At 71.3% G+C, this 20288-nt stretch carries 16 protein-coding genes; 13 read left to right on the top strand and 3 right to left on the bottom strand.

The features are described 5' to 3' along the window. Positions 1-148 precede the first annotated feature (148 nt). The 7 genes from RV986_RS18040 to RV986_RS18010 all read left to right on the top strand — a co-directional run bounded on the left by RV986_RS18040 (position 149) and on the right by RV986_RS18010 (position 11934). Entirely contained in the window at positions 149-514 is a 366-nt protein-coding gene (locus tag RV986_RS18040) for an MGMT family protein (protein WP_475918384.1), read from the top strand. Between the two features lie 302 nt (positions 515-816). Then, positions 817-4293, top strand: a complete 3477-nt coding sequence (locus RV986_RS18035) for an ATP-dependent helicase (RefSeq protein WP_475918383.1) — start codon at positions 817-819, stop codon at positions 4291-4293. Between the two features lie 136 nt (positions 4294-4429). Then, positions 4430-8095, top strand: coding sequence for an ATP-dependent helicase (locus tag RV986_RS18030; RefSeq protein WP_475918382.1), 3666 nt, complete (start codon positions 4430-4432; stop codon positions 8093-8095). Positions 8096-8097: 2 nt separating this feature from the next. Continuing rightward, positions 8098-9510: a dipeptidase gene (locus RV986_RS18025; protein WP_475918381.1), complete on the top strand. Its 1413-nt coding sequence runs from the start codon at positions 8098-8100 to the stop codon at positions 9508-9510. A gap of 167 nt (positions 9511-9677) precedes the next feature. Next, the gene (nudC, locus tag RV986_RS18020) at positions 9678-10628 is read left to right on the top strand and encodes an NAD(+) diphosphatase (protein ID WP_475918380.1); all 951 of its coding nucleotides are present in this window, start codon (positions 9678-9680) and stop codon (positions 10626-10628) included. Between the two features lie 257 nt (positions 10629-10885). After that, positions 10886-11224: an ArsR/SmtB family transcription factor gene (locus tag RV986_RS18015; RefSeq protein WP_475918379.1), complete on the top strand. Its 339-nt coding sequence runs from the start codon at positions 10886-10888 to the stop codon at positions 11222-11224. Further along, positions 11221-11934 carry a cation efflux transmembrane domain-containing protein gene (locus tag RV986_RS18010; protein ID WP_475918378.1) on the top strand — a complete coding sequence of 238 codons (714 nt, stop codon included), beginning with the start codon at positions 11221-11223 and terminating at the stop codon, positions 11932-11934. The genes RV986_RS18015 and RV986_RS18010 overlap by 4 nt, the downstream gene beginning before the upstream one ends. A gap of 359 nt (positions 11935-12293) precedes the next feature. Here RV986_RS18010 and RV986_RS18005 read toward each other — a convergent pair whose 3' ends face one another. Next, positions 12294-12551 (bottom strand): mycoredoxin, encoded by a 258-nt coding sequence (locus RV986_RS18005; RefSeq protein WP_475918377.1) that lies wholly within the window; start codon positions 12549-12551, stop codon positions 12294-12296. Positions 12552-12838: 287 nt separating this feature from the next. Here RV986_RS18005 and RV986_RS18000 point away from each other — a divergent pair, with 287 nt between their 5' ends. The 5 genes from RV986_RS18000 (at position 12839) to RV986_RS17980 (ending at position 16726) form a co-directional block, all read left to right on the top strand. Then, complete coding sequence (locus tag RV986_RS18000; RefSeq protein WP_475918376.1) at positions 12839-15034, top strand: ATP-dependent DNA helicase UvrD2; 2196 nt, start codon at positions 12839-12841, stop codon at positions 15032-15034. A gap of 164 nt (positions 15035-15198) precedes the next feature. Continuing rightward, positions 15199-15528 carry a hypothetical protein gene (locus RV986_RS17995; protein WP_475918375.1) on the top strand — a complete coding sequence of 110 codons (330 nt, stop codon included), beginning with the start codon at positions 15199-15201 and terminating at the stop codon, positions 15526-15528. A 175-nt stretch (positions 15529-15703) separates the two neighbouring features. After that, a complete protein-coding gene (locus RV986_RS17990) occupies positions 15704-16072 on the top strand; it encodes a WhiB family transcriptional regulator (RefSeq protein WP_054228178.1) in 369 nt (122 codons plus the stop codon). Beyond that, on the top strand, positions 16069-16392 hold the full coding sequence (locus RV986_RS17985; RefSeq protein WP_475918374.1) for a hypothetical protein: 324 nt from the start codon (positions 16069-16071) through the stop codon (positions 16390-16392). Before RV986_RS17990 ends, RV986_RS17985 begins: the two co-directional genes overlap by 4 nt. 109 nt (positions 16393-16501) lie before the next feature. Further along, positions 16502-16726 (top strand): hypothetical protein, encoded by a 225-nt coding sequence (locus tag RV986_RS17980; protein WP_475918373.1) that lies wholly within the window; start codon positions 16502-16504, stop codon positions 16724-16726. 86 nt (positions 16727-16812) lie between these two features. On the opposite strand, the gene RV986_RS17975 is transcribed toward RV986_RS17980, so the two are convergent. Next, positions 16813-18189, bottom strand: a complete 1377-nt coding sequence (locus tag RV986_RS17975; RefSeq protein ID WP_475918372.1) for an ABC1 kinase family protein — start codon at positions 18187-18189, stop codon at positions 16813-16815. Then, entirely contained in the window at positions 18182-19363 is a 1182-nt protein-coding gene (locus tag RV986_RS17970; protein WP_475918371.1) for a TOMM precursor leader peptide-binding protein, read from the bottom strand. Before RV986_RS17970 ends, RV986_RS17975 begins: the two co-directional genes overlap by 8 nt. 227 nt (positions 19364-19590) lie before the next feature. On the opposite strand from RV986_RS17970, the gene RV986_RS17965 reads away from it, so the two are divergent. Continuing rightward, positions 19591-20187 (top strand): M48 metallopeptidase family protein, encoded by a 597-nt coding sequence (locus RV986_RS17965; RefSeq protein WP_475918370.1) that lies wholly within the window; start codon positions 19591-19593, stop codon positions 20185-20187. Positions 20188-20288 lie beyond the last annotated feature (101 nt).

The raw sequence follows: 20288 nt of genomic DNA, 5'->3' as shown, positions 1-20288 counted from the left end.
ACGATGGTGGCATGCCCGACCGACACACGGGGGCATCAGGGTGCAAATGCGGGGGCGCACAGTCTGCCCGAAGCGCGCCTGCGGGGCGAGGGCCACCCACAGTCGCCACCGCGTCACACTGTCGGTGGAGTGGGGCAGGATGGTACGGATGAGCGAGGAGAGCCTTCAGGCGGACGCCCTGCCGGAGTACGCGGAACGGGTCCTTGAGGTCGCCGAACTGATCCCGCCCGGGCGCGTGATGACCTACGGGGATGTCGCCGAGTGGCTGGAGCAGGGCGGGCCCCGCCAGGTGGGCCGGGCGATGGCCCTCTACGGAGGAGGGGTCCCGTGGTGGCGGGTCGTCCGCGCGGACGGCGCGCTGCTCCCGGGCCACGAACTCGAGGCGCTGGGCCACTACCGCGACGAGGGCACACCCCTGAAGGAGGCGAGCAGGGCCTCCGAGGGGCATCTGCCGCGCATCGACATGAGACGAGCACGATGGGACGGCGACGAACGCGCGCAGGATCACACCTGACAGCTTCCGGCATCGCAGGGGCGCAGGGGGAACCTGTGGCCCGTACGGGGGAAACGAGGCACGTCCGTGACATGCCGTACGTTCGAGGACCGGGGGACGCACGTGGTGTGAGAGAAGAAGGGGAACCCCTCCTTCCACTGCACTCACCGGCGTAGCGTCGACGGCGCGCATCCCCCTCACCCCGCGGCCACCGGCCCGAACGCGCGGCGCTCCTCCCACCCGTCGCCCGACCACCACCCCTCAACGACGGCGCTCCGCGCCGGCAGTGATATCCCGCACAACCTCCAGGACCGGCGAACCACGTGAGCTCCTCTTCTTCCACCAGGCGCCTGCCGCACCCCCGGGTGCGGCAGGGGACCCGCGGCGCGTACCGACTGGTGCGTACCGCGCCGGTCCGGGTGGGTCCCCCTCGTCTGGACGCAGGGCAGCGCTCGGTGGTTGACCATGCCCAGGGCCCGCTCCTCGTCCTGGCGGGCCCCGGCACCGGCAAGACGACCACGCTCGTCGAGTCCGTGGCCGCCCGGATCGCCCGCGGCGGCGACCCCGAGCGGATCCTCGTCCTGACATTCAGCCGGAAGGCAGCCGTCGAACTGCGCGACCGCATGGCGCTGCGCATAGGAGCCGCCCGCGCCCCCCGGGCCACCACCTTCCACTCGTTCTGCTACGCCCTGGTCCGCGCCCACCAGGACAGCGACCTGTTCGTGGAACCCCTGCGACTGCTGTCCGGACCCGAACAGGACGTCGCGGTGCGCGAGCTGCTCGCGGGCCAGCCCGACCTGGAGCGGCTCGGCCTCGCCCACGTCCGCTGGCCGGACGAACTGCGCGCCTGCCTGACCACGCGCGGCTTCGCCGACGAGGTCCGCGCCGTACTCGCGCGCAGCCGCGAACTGGGGCTCGGCCCGGACGCCCTGACCGCCTTCGCCCGGCGCATCGGCCGCCCCGACTGGGGCGCCGCCGCGACCTTCCTCGCCGAGTACCTCGACGTTCTCGACCTGCAAGGAGTGCTCGACTACGCGGAGCTCGTCCACCGGGCGGTCCTCCTCGCCGGGCGTGCGGGCGTCGCCGAACGCCTCGCCGCGCAGTACGACGCCGTCTACGTGGACGAATACCAGGACACCGACCCCGCCCAGGTACGGCTGCTGCACGCCCTCGCCGGCCACGGCCGCACCCTCGTCGCCTTCGGAGACCCCGACCAGTCGATCTACGCCTTCAGAGGCGCGGATGTGAACGGCATCCTGGACTTCCCCGACGCCTTCCCGCGCACGGACGGCCGACCGGCACCGGTCGAGGTGCTGCGCACCTCCCGCCGATCGGGCGCCACCCTGCTCACCGCCACCCGTCGGCTCACCCAGCGCATGCCACTGACCCGCCTTCCGGCGGAGAAGGTACGCGCCCACCGCGAACTGTCCCCGGTACGCGACGGCGGCGGCGTCGAGGTCTACACGTACCCGACGGCCGGCACGGAACTCGACAACATCGCGGACATCCTGCGCCGCGCCCACCTGGAGGACGGCGTCCCCTGGGGCGACATGGCCGTCCTGGTGCGCGCCGGCTCCCGCACGATCCCGACGATCAGGCGGGCGCTCACCGCAGCGGGCGTACCGCTCGACATCGACGGCGACGACCTGCCGCTGCGGCACGAACCGGCGGTGACGCCGTTGCTGACGGCACTGCGGGCGGTGGCACGGGCGGAGTCGGGCGCGGACTCCGCCCCCGGCGGCGACAGCGACGTACCTGTCGACGCCCTTGAAGACACCGAGGCGACCGAGGTACCTGAAGACACCCCCGGCACAACCGAAGACGCCGACGCGCCCGAAGACGCCGGCAGGCCCGAAGGCGCCGACGTAACCGGGCAGGCCGACGACGCACCCGAAGACGCCGACACACAAGACGCGCCCTGGCTCGACACCGAGACCGCGCTCACCCTGCTCGCCTCGCCCCTCGCGAGCATGGACGCCGCCGACCTGCGGCGCCTGGGGCGTGCGCTGCGCGAGGAGGAGCGCACCGCCGGAAATCACCTACCGCCCCCGTCCGACGACCTGCTCGCCCGCGCACTGGCCGAGCCGGAGCGGCTCGTCGCACACGACCCGGCGTACGCCCGAGGAGCCCAGCGCCTCGGCGCACTGCTGCGCAAGGCACGGGAGCGCCTGGCGGGCGGCGGCACGGCCGAGGAGGCGCTCTGGGACCTCTGGGAGGGCACACCCTGGCCCCAGCGCCTGGAGCGGGCCGCCCGGCGCGGCGGCGCGGCCGGGCGCAACGCCGACCGCGACCTCGACGCCGTCTGCGCGCTCTTCGCGACCGCGGCCCGTGCCGAGGAGCGCACCGGCGGGCGCGGCGCCCTCAACTTCCTGGAGGAGATCGAGGCCCAGGACATCGCCGCCGACACACTCACCCGCAGAGCCGTACGCCCCGACGCCGTACGCCTCATGACCGCGCACCGCTCCAAGGGCCTGGAATGGCGCCTCGTCGTCGTCGCCGGCGTCCAGGAGGGCCTGTGGCCCGACCTGCGCCGCCGCGGCTCCCTGCTGGAGGCCGACCGCATCGGCCGCGACGGCCTCGCCGAACCCCTCACCCCAGGAGCGCTCCTCTCCGAAGAACGCCGCCTGTTCTACGTGGCCGCCACGCGCGCGCGTGAACGCCTCGTCGTCACCGCCGTGAAGGCACCCGCCGACGACGGCGACCAGCCCTCCCGCTTCCTCACCGAACTCGGCGTCGAACCCAAGGACGTCACCGGCCGCCCCCGCCGCCCGCTGTCCGTCGCCGCCCTCGTCGCCGAACTGCGCGCCACCACGGTCGACCCGCGGGTCTCGGACACCCTCAGACAGGCCGCCGCCCACCGCCTCGCCGTCCTCGCCGCCCTCGGCGACGAGGACGGCCGCCCCCTCGTGCCGTCCGCACACCCCTACCGCTGGTGGGGCATGTACGAGCCGACCGAGAGCAAGGTGCCGCTACGCGACCGCGACCAGCCCGTCGTGCTCTCCGGAAGCGCCCTCGACCAGCTCGCCAACACCTGCGCCCTGCAGTGGTTCCTGGGCCGCGAGGTGAAGGCCGACGCGCCCGCGACCGCCGCCCAGGGCTTCGGCAACGTGGTCCACGTCCTCGCCGACGAGGTCGCCTCCGGACGCACCCCCGCCGACCTCGCCGTCCTCATGGAACGCCTGGACTCCGTGTGGAACGCGCTCGCCTTCGACGCACCCTGGAAGTCCGCGCAGGAGAAGGAGCACGCGCGCGTGGCGCTCGAACGCTTCCTGAAGTGGCACGTCGACTCCAACGGCGTCCGCGCGGGACGCACACCGGTGGCCAGCGAGCACGACTTCGACGTGACCCTGGAAGCGGGCGACTACGAAGTGCGCATCCGCGGCTCCATGGACCGCGTCGAGACGGACACCGAGGGCCGCGCCTACGTGGTCGACTTCAAGACCGGCAAACACGCGCCCAGCGCCGCCGACGTGGCCCACCACCCACAGCTCGCCGTCTACCAGCTCGCCGTCCGCGAGGGCGCCGTAGACGACGCCTTCGACGGCACGCACCCCGAACCGGGCGGCGCCGAACTCGTCCAGCTGCGCCAGGGCGCCGCCAAGAAGAACGGCGGCGAGACCCTCCCCAAGGTGCAGGCCCAGGAACCCCTGCAAGGCGAGTGGGTCGGCGACCTGCTGGCCACCGCCGCGGGCAAGGTCCTCGACGAACGGTTCTCGCCGACCACCGGGCAGCACTGCGCACACTGCGCGTTCCGGGCATCGTGCAGCGCGCGACCGGAAGGACGCCACGTGGTCGAGTAGGGCCGGCACGTCAAGGCGTACGTCGTCGCCGACGACCCGAGTGACGTACGGCACCACACCTGCTGACCAGCGATTCTTCCGTCCCGACGGCCGATGTGGGCCCCCGCTGTCAGTGGGCGCCGTTAGCCTCTGCGACATGCCCGCCCGCATCACCGACCCCGAGCAGCTCAAGGAGCTCCTCGGCATCCCCTTCACCCCGGAGCAGACGGCCTGCATCACCGCACCGCCCGCCCCGCAGGTGATCGTGGCCGGAGCCGGCTCCGGCAAGACCACGGTGATGGCGGCACGCGTGGTCTGGCTGGTCGGCACCGGACAGGTAGCCCCCGAGCAGGTCCTCGGCCTGACGTTCACCAACAAGGCGGCGGGCGAACTCGCCGAACGCGTCCGCAAGGCACTGATCAAGGCCGGCGTCACCGACCCGGACGTGATCGACCCCGACAACCCGCCGGGCGAACCGGTCATCTCCACGTACCACGCCTTCGCGGGCCGCCTGCTGACCGACCACGGACTGCGCATCGGACTCGAACCGACCTCCCGCCTGCTCGCCGACGCCACCCGCTACCAGCTCGCCGCCCGCGTACTGCGCGAGGCCCCCGGACCGTACCCGGCGCTCACCCGCTCCTTCCCGGACCTCGTCGGCGACCTCCTCACACTCGACTCCGAGCTCGCCGAACACCTCGTACGGCCCGAGGACCTCCGCGCCTACGACGCCGCACTGCTGCGCTCCCTGGAAGCCGCCAAACTCACCAACGCCGACCTGCGCAAAGTCCCCGAGGCGGCCGCGGCCCGGCGTGAACTCGCCGAACTGGTGGGCCGCTACAGGACGGCCAAACGCGAGCGCGACCTCCTCGACTTCGGCGACCAGATCGCCCTCTCGGCCACCCTGGCCCGCACCCGCCCCGAAGTCGGAGAGATCCTCCGCGACGAGTTCCGGGTGGTCCTCCTCGACGAGTACCAGGACACCTCGGTGGCCCAGCGCATCCTGCTCGCCGGACTCTTCGGCAGCGGCACGGGCCACCCCGTGACCGCGGTGGGCGACCCCTGCCAGGCGATCTACGGCTGGCGCGGCGCCTCCGTCGCCAACCTCGACGACTTCCCCGAACACTTCGCGCAGGCCGACGGACGCCCCGCGGCCCGCCAGGCGCTCAGCGAGAACCGCCGCAGCGGCGGCCGCCTCCTGGACCTCGCCAACGACCTCGCGGAGCCCCTGCGCGCCATGCACGCCGGCGTGGAGGCCCTCCGCCCGGCCCCCGGAGCCGAACGCGACGGCCAGGTCCGCTGCGCACTGTTGCCCACCCACGCCGAGGAGATCGACTGGCTCGCCGACTCCCTCGCCCACCTCGTACGCACCGGAAAGGCACCCGGCGAGATCGCCGTCCTGTGCCGCACGGCGAGCGACTTCGCCGAGATCCAGGGCGCGCTCGTCGCCCGTGACATCCCCGTCGAGGTGGTCGGCCTCTCCGGGCTGCTGCACCTGCCCGAGGTCGCTGACCTCGTCGCCGTCTGCGAAGTCCTCCAGGACCCCGGGGCGAACGCCTCCCTGGTCCGTCTGCTCACCGGACCGCGCTGGCGCATCGGCCCCCGCGACCTCGCCCTCCTGGGCCGGCGCGCCCGCCTTCTCGTGTCCCACACGCGCGTGGGAGCCGACGGCGACCCGGACCGCCGGCTCGCCGCGGCCGTCGAGGGGGTCGACCCGGCCGAGGTGATATCGCTCGCCGACGCCCTGGACACCTTCCTGGAGATGCCCATCGAGGCCCGGGGGGACGACGACGGGCTGCCCTTCTCGCCGGACGCACGGGTACGGTTCGCGCGGCTCGCCGCCGAGCTGCGCGATCTGCGCCGTTCACTCGCCGACCCGCTGATGGACGTCCTGCACCGGGTGCTCGCCGTCACCGGACTGGAGGTCGAGCTCTCCGCGTCCCCGCACGCGCTGGCCGCCCGCCGCCGCGAGACCCTGTCGAACTTCCTCGACGTCGCCGCGTCCTTCGCCGCGGGCGACGGCGAGGCCGGCGTGCTGGCCTTCCTCGGCTTCCTGCGCACCGCCGCGCAGTACGAGAAGGGCCTCGACAACGCCCTCCCCGGCGGCGAGAACACCGTCAAGGTCCTCACCGCACACAAATCCAAGGGCCTGGAGTGGGACGTCGTCGCGGTCCCCGGCCTCGTCAACGGCACCTTCCCCAGCAGCCAGGGCCGCGAGAAATGGACCGCCCAGGGCAAGGTCCTGCCGCACGAACTGCGCGGCGACGCCGACACCCTCCCCGACATCGAAACCTGGGACGCGAAGGGCATCAAGGCCTTCCACGAGGCCATGAAGGACCACCAGCACACCGAAGAGCTCCGCCTCGGCTACGTCACCTTCACCCGCCCCCGCTCACTCCTGCTCGGCTCCGGCCACTGGTGGGGGCCCTCCCAGAAGCGGCCCCGCGGCCCCTCGGCCTTCCTGAACGCCCTCTACGAACACTGCGCAGCCGGACACGGCGAGATCGAGGTCTGGGCCGACGAGCCCGGAGAGGACGACGAGAACCCCGCCCTGCACGAGGCGGCCGCGGACCACGCATGGCCGCTCCCGCTCGACGACGCGGCACTGGGGCGCCGCCGCGCCGCCGCCGAGACCGTACTCGCCCACCTGGAGCGAGTGGCATCCCACCAGGAGGCCCACCCAGCGGCCCACGGAGGCAGGCCCGCCGCCGACCACGACCCGACCGCGCACGACGATCCGGACTGGCCGCCCCCACCGCAGGACGGCGCATCCACGTACGACGAGACCCTCTACGAAGAGCCTTCTTACGAAGAGCCTTCTTACGAAGAGCCCTCCTACGAAGAGGACGACTTCCCCTACGTTCCCGACGCCTCCGGCTTTCCCGACGCCTCCGGCTTCCCCGACGAGGACGCCTCCGACTGGGACTCCTGGGCGCCCGACCGACCGACGGCCCGTCCGCCCGCCCGCCCGACGAGCCACTCGGACGACCGCCCGACGGTTCCCCACCAGGCACCGGCACCCGAGGCCCGTCCCCATCCCCAGGACCCGGCACACCTCACCCCGGAAGAGGTCCGCACCCTCGCCTCCTGGGACCGCGACCTCGACGCACTGACCGGAGAGCTCCTGCGCGCCCGCGCGAGCGTCACCGACGTACCCCTGCCGGCCTCGCTCACCGCCTCACAGCTGCTGCACCTGGCCGCCGACCCGGACGGCTTCGCACAGGAACTCGCGCGCCCCATGCCGCGCCCCCCACAGCCCGCCGCGCGCCGCGGAACGCGCTTCCACGCCTGGGTGGAGTCCCGCTTCGAAGAGCTGCGGCTGCCGATGCTGGAACCGGAGGAGCTGCCCGGCAGCGACGCCGAGATCGCCGACGAGCGCGACCTGGAGGCCCTCAAGGAAGCCTTCGAACACACTCCGTACGCACACCGCACCCCCCACCGCGTCGAGGCCCCCTTCCAGCTCGACCTCGCCGGACGCGTCATCCGGGGCCGTATCGACGCCGTCTACAGAGCTGACGACGGCGCCGGCACGACGTACGAGATCGTCGACTGGAAGACCAGCCACACCCGCACCGCCGACCCCCTCCAGCTCGCGGTCTACCGCCTCGCCTGGGCCGAGCAGCAGGGCGTGCCCCTGGAGTCCGTCAAGGCCGCGTTCGTCTACGTCCGCAGCGGTGAGGTGGCCCGCCTGGACGACCTGCCGGACCGTGCCGCACTGGAACGGCTGCTCACACAGGACCCGACGGACTCGGCAGACCCACAAGAAGCGTCTCCCGGGGAACCGCCCGGACGAACACGCCCCCGCGGGCGGATAGGCTCGTGAGCATGAGCAAGCCCGTTGACAACGCCGTCAGCACAGTCCGTGCATACATCCAGAACCACCGCACGGCCTTCCTCGACGACCTCGCCGAGTGGCTGCGCATCCCCTCCGTGTCGGCCCAGCCCGACCACGCGGCGGACGTGAGGCGCAGCGCCGACTGGCTTGCCGCCAAGCTCCAGGAGACCGGCTTCCCCACCACGGAGGTCTGGGCGACCGAGGGCGCCCCCACCGTCTTCGCCGAGTGGCCCTCCGAGGACCCCGAGGCCCCCACGGTCCTCGTCTACGGACACCACGACGTACAGCCCGCCGCCCGCGAGGACGGCTGGGACACCGACCCCTTCGAGCCGGTGATCCGCGGAAACCGCCTCCACGCGCGCGGTGCCGCCGACGACAAGGGCCAGGTGTTCTTCCACACACTCGGCGTCCGCGCCCACCTCGCCGCCACCGGACGCCCCGCACCGGCCGTGAACCTCAAGCTCCTGATCGAGGGCGAGGAGGAATCCGGCTCCCCGCACTTCCGCGATCTCGTCGAAACCCACGCCGACCGGCTCGCCGCCGACGCGGTCATCGTCACCGACACCGGCATGTGGTCCGAGGACACCCCCACCGTGTGCACCGGCATGCGCGGTCTCGCCGAGTGCGAGATCGAGCTGTACGGGCCGCAGCAGGACATCCACTCCGGCTCCTTCGGCGGCGCCGTGCCCAACCCCGCCACCGCCGCCGCCCGCCTGGTCGCCGCCCTGCACGACGAGCACGCACGCGTGACCGTCCCCGGCTTCTACGAAGGCATCACCGAACTCACCGAACGTGAACGCGAACTCTTCGCCGAGCTGCCCTTCGACGAAGAGAGCTGGCTGCGCACAGCCAAGTCGACGGCCCCCCACGGAGAGGCCGGACACACCACCCTGGAGCGCATCTGGGCCCGCCCCACCGCCGAGGTCAACGGCATCGGCGGCGGCTACCAAGGCCCCGGCAGCAAGACGATCATCCCGTCCTCGGCCACGGTCAAGCTCTCCTTCCGGTTGGTCTCCGGCCAGGACCCCGACCACATCGAGAAGGCCGTCCGCGCCTGGGCCGCCGACCAACTGCCCGCGGGCATCCGCCACGAGATCACGTTCGGCGCGGCCACCCGCCCCTGCCTCACACCGCTCGACCACCCCGCCCTGCAGTCCGTCGTACGCGCCATGGGCCGCGCCTTCGAACAGCCGATCCGCTACACCCGCGAAGGCGGCTCCGGACCCGCGGCGGACCTCCAGGAAGTCCTCGGCGCCCCCGTGCTCTTCCTGGGCATCTCCGTCCCCTCCGACGGCTGGCACGCCCCCAACGAGAAGGTCGAACTCGACCTCCTCCTGAAAGGCGTCGAAACCAGCGCCCACCTGTGGGGCGACCTGGCCGAGAACTGGCGAGAGGCACACTGAAAGAGCCCGGCACCGCCCCGCCCGAACCACTCGTCCCCGCCCCGCCCGAATCGCCCGTCACCATCCCGACCGAACCACCCGCCACCACCCCGAACAGCGCCCTCCGCACCCGCCCAGCCGAACAGTCCGCCGAAATAACCGTTCCACCGGGGGAGTTGGAAGCACCCGTGACCACCTGGACCGACCGCACCGCCGACCGTCCCATCTCGCTCACCGCGCCGAGCGGCATCGACCGGGCCGCCCACCACCGGCTCGACGAGGCCTGGCTCGCGGCGGCCTGGAGTCACCCCACGACCCGCGCCTTCGTGGTCTCCGGCGGTCAGGTACTCATCGACGAGAACGCGGACGGCACCACCGAACTCGTCATGACCCCCTCCTTCGAGGCCCCGCTCACCGAGGCACACCGCTACTTCCTGGGCACCGACGACGACGGTGTGAGCTATTTCGCACTCCAGAAGGACGCGCTGCCCGGCCGCATCGACCAGTCGGCCCGCTCGGCGGGCCTGCGCGAGGCGGGACTCCTGCTGTCACCCCGGGACGCCGGCCTGATGGTGCACGCCGTCGCCCTGGAGAACTGGCAACGACTGCACCGCTTCTGCTCACGCTGCGGCGAGCGCACGGTGATCGCGGCGGCCGGACACATCCGCCGCTGCCCCGCCTGCGGCGCCGAGCACTACCCGCGCACCGACCCGGCCGTGATCATGGCCGTGACGGACGACGAGGACCGCATCCTGCTCGGCCGCCAGGTGCACTGGCCCGAAGGCCGCTTCTCCACGCTCGCCGGCTTCGTCGAACCTGGCGAGTCCATCGAGCAGTCCGTACGCCGCGAGGTCTTCGAGGAAGCGGGCGTCACGGTCGGCGAGGTCGAGTACGTCGCCAGCCAGCCCTGGCCGTTCCCCTCCAGCCTCATGCTGGGCTTCATGGCCCGCGCCACCTCGTCCGAGATCAACGTCGACGGCGAGGAGATCCACGAGGCCCGCTGGTTCTCCCGCGAGGACCTGCGCACCGCCTTCGAGACCGGCGAGGTGCTGCCTCCGTACGGCATCTCCATCGCGGCCCGCCTCATCGAACTCTGGTACGGCAAGCCCCTGCCGCGCCCCGGAATGGCAGCCGCCTGACCGACCCACGCCACCACCTCGTACTGGTGGCGCACGTCACACAGCAGGGGCGGTCCTTGAGTTCGATTCTCAGACTCGGGGACCGCCCCTGTGACCACCCGCGACAACCGCCCGGGGAGCGCGCCGATGGCGTACGACGTGTATCGCTTACGGGGTGTACCGCTTCGGCGCCGACCGGGTGGCAATCAGGCCGCTTGTTGAGGCTCCTTGAGCAATCCACGGTTTCGTGAATTCAGGATCGCGTGTACTGTCGTGCGGTGCTGACTGTCGCCTCTGACATCGAGGTTCTGGCCCGGTTCGGCCGCGCCCTCGCCGACCCGATTCGATGCCGCATCCTGCTCGCCCTGGGCGAGGCCCCCGCCTACCCCGCCGACCTCGCCGACGCCCTCGCCATCTCCCGCACCCGGCTGTCGAACCACCTGGCATGCCTGCGCGACTGCGGCCTTGTCGTCACAGTCCCCGACGGACGCCGCACCCGCTACGAGCTCGCCGACGAACGCCTCGGCCACGCGCTCGACGACCTGCGCACCGCAGTGGTGGCCGTCGAGACCGACCGCACATGTGTCGACGCTGACGACAAGGGGTGCCGCGGATGACCGCGATTTCCCTCAGCTCCTCCCCGGCCCGCCGCGATGCGCTCGCCCGGCGAATACGTCTGCTCGTCGCGGCCACCATCACCTACAACGTCATCGAAGCGATCGTTGCCATCACGGCCGGCACGCTCGCATCCTCCACCGCTCTGATCGGCTTCGGCCTGGACTCGGTCATCGAGGTCTCCTCGGCCGCCGCCGTCGCCTGGCAGTTCTCCGCCACCGACCACGCCGTACGCGAGGCTCGGGAGAGGACCACGCTGCGGATCATCGCCGTCTCGTTCTTCGTGCTGGCCGTCTACCTGACCGTCGACGCCGCCCGAGCACTCGCCGGCTCCGGGGAAGCCGAGCGTTCGATCCCCGGCATCATGCTGGCGGCGCTCTCCGTTGTGGTGATGCCGTTCCTGTCCGCCGCCCAGCGCCGCGCAGGGCGAGAACTCGGCTCCGCCTCGGCGGTCGCGGACTCCAGGCAGACCCTGCTGTGCACGTACCTGTCCGCCGTGCTGCTCGTCGGCCTGGCCCTCAACGCAACCCTCGGGTGGTCGTGGGCCGACCCGATCGCAGCCCTGGCCATCGCCGCCATCGCAGTCAAGGAAGGCCGCGATGCCTGGCAGGGCAAAGGCTGCTGCGCCCCCTCCGCCGCATCGATCCCGGCTGCTGACACCGCTGCGGACGACACCTGCGGCTGCCGTTCCGGCTGCGACTGCTGCGACTGACCGCCCGCCCGCCGACGCTGGATGGGGAACAAGAGCAGGTCTGAAGCCTGATCATGACTCCATTTCTTGCACTCTTACGCCTGGTACTCCGTGAGCCGTTCGGCAGGCAGGAGTTCACCGCCGATGAACCGGCCCCGGGGGGTGAAGTGCATGCGATTCACGGCGCGGTCGTCGAAGAGGCCGACAACTCGTAGCTCAAGGAGTCGGTCAGAGGGGAGCGCAGGGCATGAACGCGGACACCCTCTTGCCCTTGCCGGTCACCGAGCGCACCCATGGGTTGTCGTCGGTCCGCACACAAAAGTCCGCACACAAAACCCCCGATCAGCGTCAGGCCGGTCGGGGGTTGCGTCTCGCGAGGGTCAGGCGCCCAGCGCCTGCTTGACCTGGGCAAGGCTCGGGTTCGTCATGACGACCTCAGAGCCTCCCCGGGCGGAAACCACCCGAACCGTCGGAACCGTCTGATTTCCGCCATTCGCCTTCTCCACGTACGCCGCGGACTCCGGGTCGTGCTCGATGTTGATCTCGTTGTACGTGATGCCCTCGCGGTCCATCTGGCTCTTCAGCCGCGTGCAGTAGCCGCACCACGTGGTGCTGTACATCGTCACAGTGCCCGGCATGTCTCTCGCGCTCCTCTGCTGCTGGGGGTGCGTCGTCGCAGAGGGGGAACGTACGTGAGTGGGCCGTCATTCCCGCACACGGGTACCCCGGCCCCGTAACACGAGCAGCGCCCCGACACCCGCCGTACCGGTCCGTACCGCCTGCCTTAGCGGCCCGTACCGCCTACCGTGCCGACCAGTGATGTCCACCGCATAGGCCCGTGACGCCTGCCGCATTAGTACGACTGCGAGGGCCTCCCTGTGGACAACCGGCTCACCCGTCCCCGGCGACCTGGCAGCATGGCGGGGTGACAGCAGCAACGCACTCCACCCTCTTCCCGCAGGCACCGGACACGGCCGACGCGGTGCTCGACGGGCTCGACCCCGAGCAGCGCGAGGTCGCCACCGCCCTGCACGGTCCGGTGTGCGTGCTGGCAGGCGCCGGCACGGGCAAGACGCGAGCGATCACCCACCGCATCGCCTACGGTGTCCGCGCCGGGATCCTCCAGCCCTCCAGCGTGCTGGCCGTCACCTTCACCAACCGCGCCGCGGGAGAGATGCGCGGCCGCCTCCGCCAGCTCGGCGCAGGCGGCGTCCAGGCCCGCACCTTCCACTCCGCCGCGCTGCGCCAACTCCAGTACTTCTGGCCGAAAGCAGTCGGCGGCGGCCTGCCCCGGCTCATCGACCGCAAGATCCAGCTCGTCGCCGACGCGGCCGCCGCCTGCCGCATCCGCCTCGACCGGGGCGAATTGCGCGACGTCACCGCCGAGATCGAATGGTCCAAGGTCACCCAGACCATCCCCGCCGACTACGCGGCCGCCGCGGCCAAGACCGGCCGCGAATCCCCCCGCGACCCGGCCGAGATCGCCCAGCTCTACGCCGCATACGAGGACCTCAAGCGCGATCGCTCGGTCATCGACTTCGAAGACGTCCTGCTGCTGACCGTCGCCATCCTCCAGGACAGGCACGACATCGCCGAACAGGTCCGCTCCCAGTACCAGCACTTCGTGGTCGACGAGTACCAGGACGTCAGCCCCCTCCAGCAGCGCCTCCTCGAACTGTGGCTAGGCGAGCGCGACAGCCTCTGCGTCGTCGGCGACGCCAGCCAGACGATCTACTCGTTCACCGGTGCAACTCCCGACCACCTGCTCGACTTCCGCACCCGCCACCCCGGAGCCACCGTCGTCAAGCTCGTCCGCGACTACCGCTCCTCGCCCCAGGTCGTGCACCTCGCCAACGGCCTGCTCGCCCAGGCCCGTGGCCGCGCCGCCGACCACCGCCTGGAACTGATCTCCCAGCGTGCCCGGGGCCCCGAGCCCGTCTACGCCGAATACACGGACGAACCCGCCGAGGCCGAGGGCGCCGCCCGCCGCATCCGCGACCTCATCGCCTCCGGCATCGCCGCGGGCGAAATCGCGATCCTCTTCCGCACGAACTCCCAGTCCGAGATCTACGAACAGGCCCTCGCCGACGCGGGAGTGCCCTACCAGCTGCGCGGAGCCGAACGGTTCTTCGACCGCCCCGAGGTGCGCAAAGCAGGTTCGGCCCTGCGCGCCGCCGCCCGCTTCGGCGCCAACGACTCCCTCCTCGACGACATCGTCGACCTGCCCTCCCAGGTCCGCGCGGTGCTGTCCGGCGAGGGCTGGACCACCACACCCCCCGCCGGCTCCGGCGCGGTCCGAGAGCGCTGGGAATCACTGGCCGCCCTCGTCCACCTCGCCCACGACTTCGCCGCAGCCAAACAGGGCGCCACACTCGGCGACCTGGTGGCCGAACTCGACGAGCGCGCAAGCGCCCAGCACGCCCCGACCGTCCAAGGAGTCACCCTCGCCTCCCTCCACTCCGCCAAAGGACTGGAGTGGGACGTCGTCTTCCTGGTCGGCGTAGCCGAGGGCATGATGCCGATCACCTACGCAAAGACCGACGAGCAGATCGAGGAGGAGCGCCGCCTTCTGTACGTCGGAGTCACCCGCGCCAGAGAGCACCTCCTTGTCTCCTGGGCCCTGTCCCGCTCACCCGGCGGCAGATCCAACCGCCGGCCCAGCCGCTTCCTCGACGGACTGCGCCCCGGCTCCGTCGCCACCACGGTCCGCAGCAACGGCGGCGGTCCAGGAGGCATCGAGCGCGGCATCGGAAGCAGCGGAGGCACCGTCGTACGGCGCACGAGCCGCACCCCGGCCCGCTGCCGGGTCTGCGGCCGCACCCTGACCGACGCCGGCGAGATGAAACTGATGCGCTGTGAGGACTGCCCCTCCGACATGGACGAGGGTCTCTACGAGCGACTGCGCGAGTGGCGGGCGGTGCAGGCACAACGCAGTGGCCAGCCCGCGTTCTGCGTCTTCACCGACAAGACACTGATGGCGATCGCCGAGACCGTGCCGGACGACGAGGGCGAGCTGGCGCGGATCCCCGGGGTCGGCGTGCGCAAGCTCAATCGGTTCGGAGCCGATGTTCTGGCCATCTGTGCAGGTCAAGAGCTCAAAGAGGGCGATGACGGTGCCTGATGCGAACTCGTCGAAAAAATAGTTTGCGCATGCCCCGGCAATCCCCATAGGTTCTTAACCACGGCAGCAGCGGCCTTCTCCGAGGCCCTGGTTCCGTGCTGTACTTAATAGCCGTCGGACTGGCTCACCCCAGTCCCCTAAGACGCCGAGAGGAGGCGATTCCAGTGATCAGCATCAACGCCAGCTCCATCAACACCGTCAAAATGACCGATCGCTTGGTCGTCTCCACGTGCCTGCTCGGCGTCTCGAACCTGGGCACCGGTCTGTCCGGCGTTCCTGCCGTCCGGCCGGCGTCCTCCGTGTCTCTCGCGGGTCTCCCCATCCGTGAGCGCAATGAGCGACCGATGAAGGCACTGGAAGCGGCAGCAGTAGTGGCAGAGGCCCAGGCCTATGCCTTTGCAGCAGCCAGTGCCGGATCCCTGAAGCAGACGACGCAGCACCACCACACGATGTGGGCCTTCCGTGGGCCTGAACCCTGGAGTGATCCAGCCTGATCCTCGATCAGGCCGGCGCCTTCAGGGCCGCGGAACCCCACCCGGGATCCGCGGCCCTTCTGTTTGTCCCCGACCGGGGACGGCAGAGCGAAGGGGCCTCGGGACAAGAAAAGAACCCGGTACCAGCCGCCAACCGGCCAACCCGGCCGGCACGACCAGACGAGGAAGACGAACCGTGCAACTCGAAGCGCACGCCCCGTCCGTACCGCCTTCCGAAACGATCCCCCCGCCCGGCCTCACGGAGGACTCCACCTTGATCCCGCTCACTGCGCTCACCGCGCTCGACGACGCCATCGAGAACCTCGGCGTACCCGTCCCCTGCCGCTCCTACGACCCGGAAGTCTTCTTCGCCGAGTCGCCGGCCGATGTCGAGTACGCCAAGTCCCTCTGCCGCACCTGCCCGCTGATCGAGGCCTGCCTCGCCGGAGCGAAGGAGCGGCGTGAGCCCTGGGGCGTCTGGGGCGGCGAGCTCTTCGTCCAGGGTGTTGTCGTAGCCCGCAAGCGGCCGCGTGGCCGCCCGCGCAAGAACCCGGTTGCGGCATGAACATCACAGGAACGATCGATCGCCCCCTGACGCACGACCCCAAGAAACAGGCCCCGATGAAGCCGTCCACCAGCGAGCCCGCCGGCTCCGCCATCCCAGAATTCACCACCACCGGCGCGAACGACTCGCGTCAGAACAGGACCCGAGAGATGCAACTCATCCCAGAAGCCCTGGCTCGTGCGCATATGCACGAGCGACTGCAGGACGCTGAGCGTGAACGCCGGGCCCTGCGCCTGGCCACCGCCCGCCGGATGCAGCGCCGGGCCGAGCGCGCCTCCATGCGTGCCCGGCGCGCGCTGGCCATGGCGGTCATGCAGTAGCCGAAAGCAGTCGCGGCAATAACTCCTTCGCGGGGGTCGGTCCCTTCGGGCCGGCCCCCGTGGTGCGTGGTGCCGAGCGAACCGCCGACCGCGGCGATATCGTCGCCGAGTGACGAGTCTTCCCGGGGACAGTGACAGCACCGGCTCCATGTGGCGGCCCGACGTGGCCGCGGCCCAGCACATCGTCTGTGCCCGCTGCGGCACCCCGGCCGACGGCCCCCAGCCGACCTGGACCTGCTCCGTGGAGAACGGCACCCGCCACTACTTCTGCGACAGATGCGCCCGGGACCATCTCAGGGCGATCGAGGGGCGGCTGGATTCGGCCTGGTGGTAGCCCGCGCGCTCCTCTGGGGGCCTCCCCCCCGCCCCCTCCCCCCACCCCACCCCAGCCCCCAGAGGCAGCCCGAAGGCAGCCCGGAATCATGCCTCGGCTGCCGACTCCTCCTCGTTCAGCTGTTCTTCCGGGGACTCGTCCGTCGGCACGAACCCCGGTAGCCACTCCTCCAGTTCGTCGCGCAGTCGGACCGTCGCGCCCAGCTGGCACAGGACGCCGATGGTGCTCAAGGTCACCCGGTGTATCAGGAGGTACGACGGGGGCAGGTTGAGGAGCCTGCCCAACTGGTGGGCGGGGGAGCGGGGGTCGGCGATCCGGGCGGCCTGGCTGCGCATCCAGCCGCGGGTGAAGGTGAACTCGTCGACCTGGGCCGGTTCGATGATCGGCAGGAGGTAGTCCAGGACCGCGTCGGGTTCGAGCTCTATCGACTCCTTGACGAAGCCCTCCTCGCGCAGCAGCTCGTAGACCGCCTCGGCCTCGCCGTCGAGGGTCATCCGGAGGGAGTCGCCGATGGTTGAGGGCAGGCCGCCCGGGAGCCGGTCGACCGTGCCGAAGTCCAGGACGCCCAGCCGCCAGCCGCTTTTCTCGTCCGGCAGGAGACGGAAGTTGCCCGGGTGCGGATCGGCGTGCAGCAGTCCGGTGCGGGCGGGGCCCGAGAAGAGGAAACGGGCCAGCAGTTGACCCGCACGGTCCCGCTGTTCCCGGGTACCGTCGGCGATCACCTCGGACAGAGGCGTCCCGTCGATCCATTCGGTCACGAGCACCTGGTCGCACTGGTGGACCACCGCCGGTACGAGGACATCGGGGTCGCCGGCGAACTCGGTGGCATGCGCTTCCTGGGCCTGTGCCTCCAGTCCGTAGTCGAGCTCCTCGGACACCCGGTCGCGCAGTTCCGCGATGAGCGGCTTGATGTCCATGCCGGGGATGAGGGGCCCCAGGAGCCTGGCGAATCGGCTGAGCTGGGTCAGATCGGACAGCAGGGCCTCGCCCGCCCCCGGGTACTGGACCTTGACGGCGACCTCGCGTCCGTCGTGCCACACCGCCCGGTGCACCTGGCCGATCGAGGCCGCCGCGGACGGCTTGTCCTCGAACTCCAGGAACAGCTCGGACCAGTCCTCGCCGAGCCGCTCCCGCAGAACCGAGTGCACCGTACGCGTCGGCATCGGCGGCGCCGACTCCTGGAGCTTCGTCAGCGCGGCCCGATACGGTCCCGCGACCTCCTCGGGCAGCGCAGACTCGAAGACGGACAGGGCCTGCCCGAACTTCATCGCGCCGCCCTTCAGCTCACCGAGCACCTTGAACAGTTGCTCGGCCGTGCGCTGCTGAAGCTCGCGGCCCACGATCTCCGCCGACTTCCCGCCGATCCGCTTGCCCAGCCCCCAGGTCGCTCGCCCGGCGAAGCCGAGCGGTAGCGCGGCGAGTTTGGCCGTACGGGTGACGGCCTTCCGGGGAAGATCAGACATGCGCCCTCCAAGTCCCAGACAGCCGTGCCGCGTACGACTGTTGCACCGCCATTGTCTCGTGCGGCTCCCCGCTCTCGGCGGCGCGTTCCCCCTTATTACTTTTCTCCGCGGCGCCGCACGGGCATGCGGGGTGCGACCACACCGGCTTTGCATGCCAGTCGAGACCCGGCACGGAGGATTCCCAGCGTGCTCCCGCGCTGGAGGGCATCCGGCCGTCGAGGAAGGCGAGCGCGTGCCCAGCGGCCAGTCCGGCGACACCGGTCGCCAGGGTCAGGTCGCACGGTGGTACATGGCGTGACGAGCCGGAGCGCCACTGGGCGATCAGGCGCGGCCAGGTCGGATCCCGGTCGACGCGCCCCTGGTCGAGGCAGCCCGCGCAGCCCGTGTCGCCGGGCAGCACCAGGGGGCCGACGATGCCTGTGCCCTCCACGACTCCCGCATACAGATGAGGTGTGCCGGAAGTGATCAGGGGCTCGGCGGCGACCGGATCGGGGGCGTGCACGGCCAGGCCGTCGCGGGGCGCGAGGATCACCAGGGACAGTCCGAGTTCCTCGCCTTCGGTGGCGGGGCGTGGTGGTCGGTCCGGTGCTGCCTGCCGCACCGCCCGCCGGGCGGCCTCCTCCCGGCGCTCGCCGATGGCCTGCGCGGGCAGTCCACCCGGCGCCACGTCCCACGGCTCGACGAGGCCGACGTCACGCACTTCCACCTCGCCCACACCCGCGCCGGCCAGCAAGGAGGCCAGCACGACTCCCACCCGGCCCGCGCCCCGCACCTGCACGCGCAGGGAGCGGCGGGCGGCCAGGTGTTTCATGGCGTCGCCCGGTGCGGGGGCGACGAGAGAGAGGGAAGCGAGGTCGGGGCGCAGCCGGTCCAGCACCGCCTTCTTCTTGCGGAGGGCTTCCGCGGCCGGGCCGCCGCCCGTCGCGTCGTCCAGCAGGCCGGAGCGGGCCAGCCGCTCCACGAGCGCGTCGACGTGACCGTCGGGCAGGCCCATGCCGCGTCCCTGTTCGCGCAGGAGCGGCAGCCCGCGGGTGCCGTCGAGCAGGTCGAGGAAGCTGCCTGTCGCCGTGTCCATGGGGCCGAGCACCATCGCGTGCGCGGGTGCCATCCCGAACTGCACGGTGTTGAGATCCCGCCAGCCGCGCCGCAGCGCGGGCTTCACCATCGGATGCATGACCGACCCCCGTACCTGTAGAGCATCCCCGTGTGACGACGGGCCGTGTGGGGCCGCCGATCGAATGCCAGCATGCCTGGCCCGGCTGATCGGTGCGGAAAGTTGTCCACAGGCGGTGGTGCTCGTCGTACAAATCGGTCGTATTAATCCAACGCGTGGGGTGCGGATCGGTACCGAACCGTCCAGGGGACGGGACTTCCCCCGTGTGCAGCGGGTAACGTCGGGGCGTGCCCGCCGACCCACTGCACCGCGCCGGAAAACCACAGCGCAGCACGACGAGCCTGCCGCCAAGCGGCTCGGGGGCGAGCGCGATCGAGGTTCGCAGGAGCGCGCGTCGGCGCAGAACGGTCTCCGCGTACCGCGAGGGCGATCGCACCGTCGTGCTCATCCCCGCCCGGATGTCCGAGGCGGAGGAGCAGCGCTGGGTCACTGTCATGCTCGACAAGCTGGCCGCCCAGGAGAGCAAACGGGTGCTCGGTGACGCCGAGCTGACCGAGCGTGCCGCGCGGTTGTCGGGCCAGTACTTCGACGGTCGGGCGCGGCCCACCTCGGTCCGCTGGGTCACCAATCAGAACACGCGCTGGGGCTCGTGCACCCCGGCCGAGGGCAGTATCCGTCTTTCGCACCGGCTGCAGGGCATGCCCGAGTACGTCGTCGACTACGTCCTCGTCCATGAACTCGCGCACCTGCTGGTGCCCGGACACGGGCCGGGCTTCTGGCGGCTGCTGGAGGCGTATCCCCGGACGGAGCGTGCGCGCGGCTACCTCGAAGGGGTGGTGGCGGCCGATCGGCTGCCGCATCTGTCGGCCGGGCACGACGAATAGCGGCCGGACGGCTGCGGTGGGTCCCCGGCGAGGGGTGATTGTGTACCGGGTCTGTACCGGCGGCGTTCACTCCCAGAGTTTCCCGTTAGCCTGACGCGACG

The sequence above is a fragment of the Streptomyces sp. RLA012 genome (assembly GCF_056270325.1).
This window is presented reverse-complemented; position numbering and strand designations above follow the sequence as displayed.

What these genes read in the sequence shown, in the direction of transcription:
- RV986_RS18040 (WP_475918384.1), top strand. Translation starts at nt 149, where the DNA reads ATGAGCGAGGAGAGCCTTCAGGCGGACGCCCTGCCGGAGTACGCGGAA.
- RV986_RS18030 (WP_475918382.1), top strand. Translation starts at nt 4,430, where the DNA reads ATGCCCGCCCGCATCACCGACCCCGAGCAGCTCAAGGAGCTCCTCGGC.
- RV986_RS18025 (WP_475918381.1), top strand. Translation starts at nt 8,098, where the DNA reads ATGAGCAAGCCCGTTGACAACGCCGTCAGCACAGTCCGTGCATACATC.
- RV986_RS18010 (WP_475918378.1), top strand. Translation starts at nt 11,221, where the DNA reads ATGACCGCGATTTCCCTCAGCTCCTCCCCGGCCCGCCGCGATGCGCTC.
- RV986_RS18005 (WP_475918377.1), bottom strand. Translation starts at nt 12,551, where the DNA reads ATGCCGGGCACTGTGACGATGTACAGCACCACGTGGTGCGGCTACTGC.
- RV986_RS17985 (WP_475918374.1), top strand. Translation starts at nt 16,069, where the DNA reads ATGAACATCACAGGAACGATCGATCGCCCCCTGACGCACGACCCCAAG.
- RV986_RS17975 (WP_475918372.1), bottom strand. Translation starts at nt 18,189, where the DNA reads ATGTCTGATCTTCCCCGGAAGGCCGTCACCCGTACGGCCAAACTCGCC.
- RV986_RS17970 (WP_475918371.1), bottom strand. Translation starts at nt 19,363, where the DNA reads ATGCATCCGATGGTGAAGCCCGCGCTGCGGCGCGGCTGGCGGGATCTC.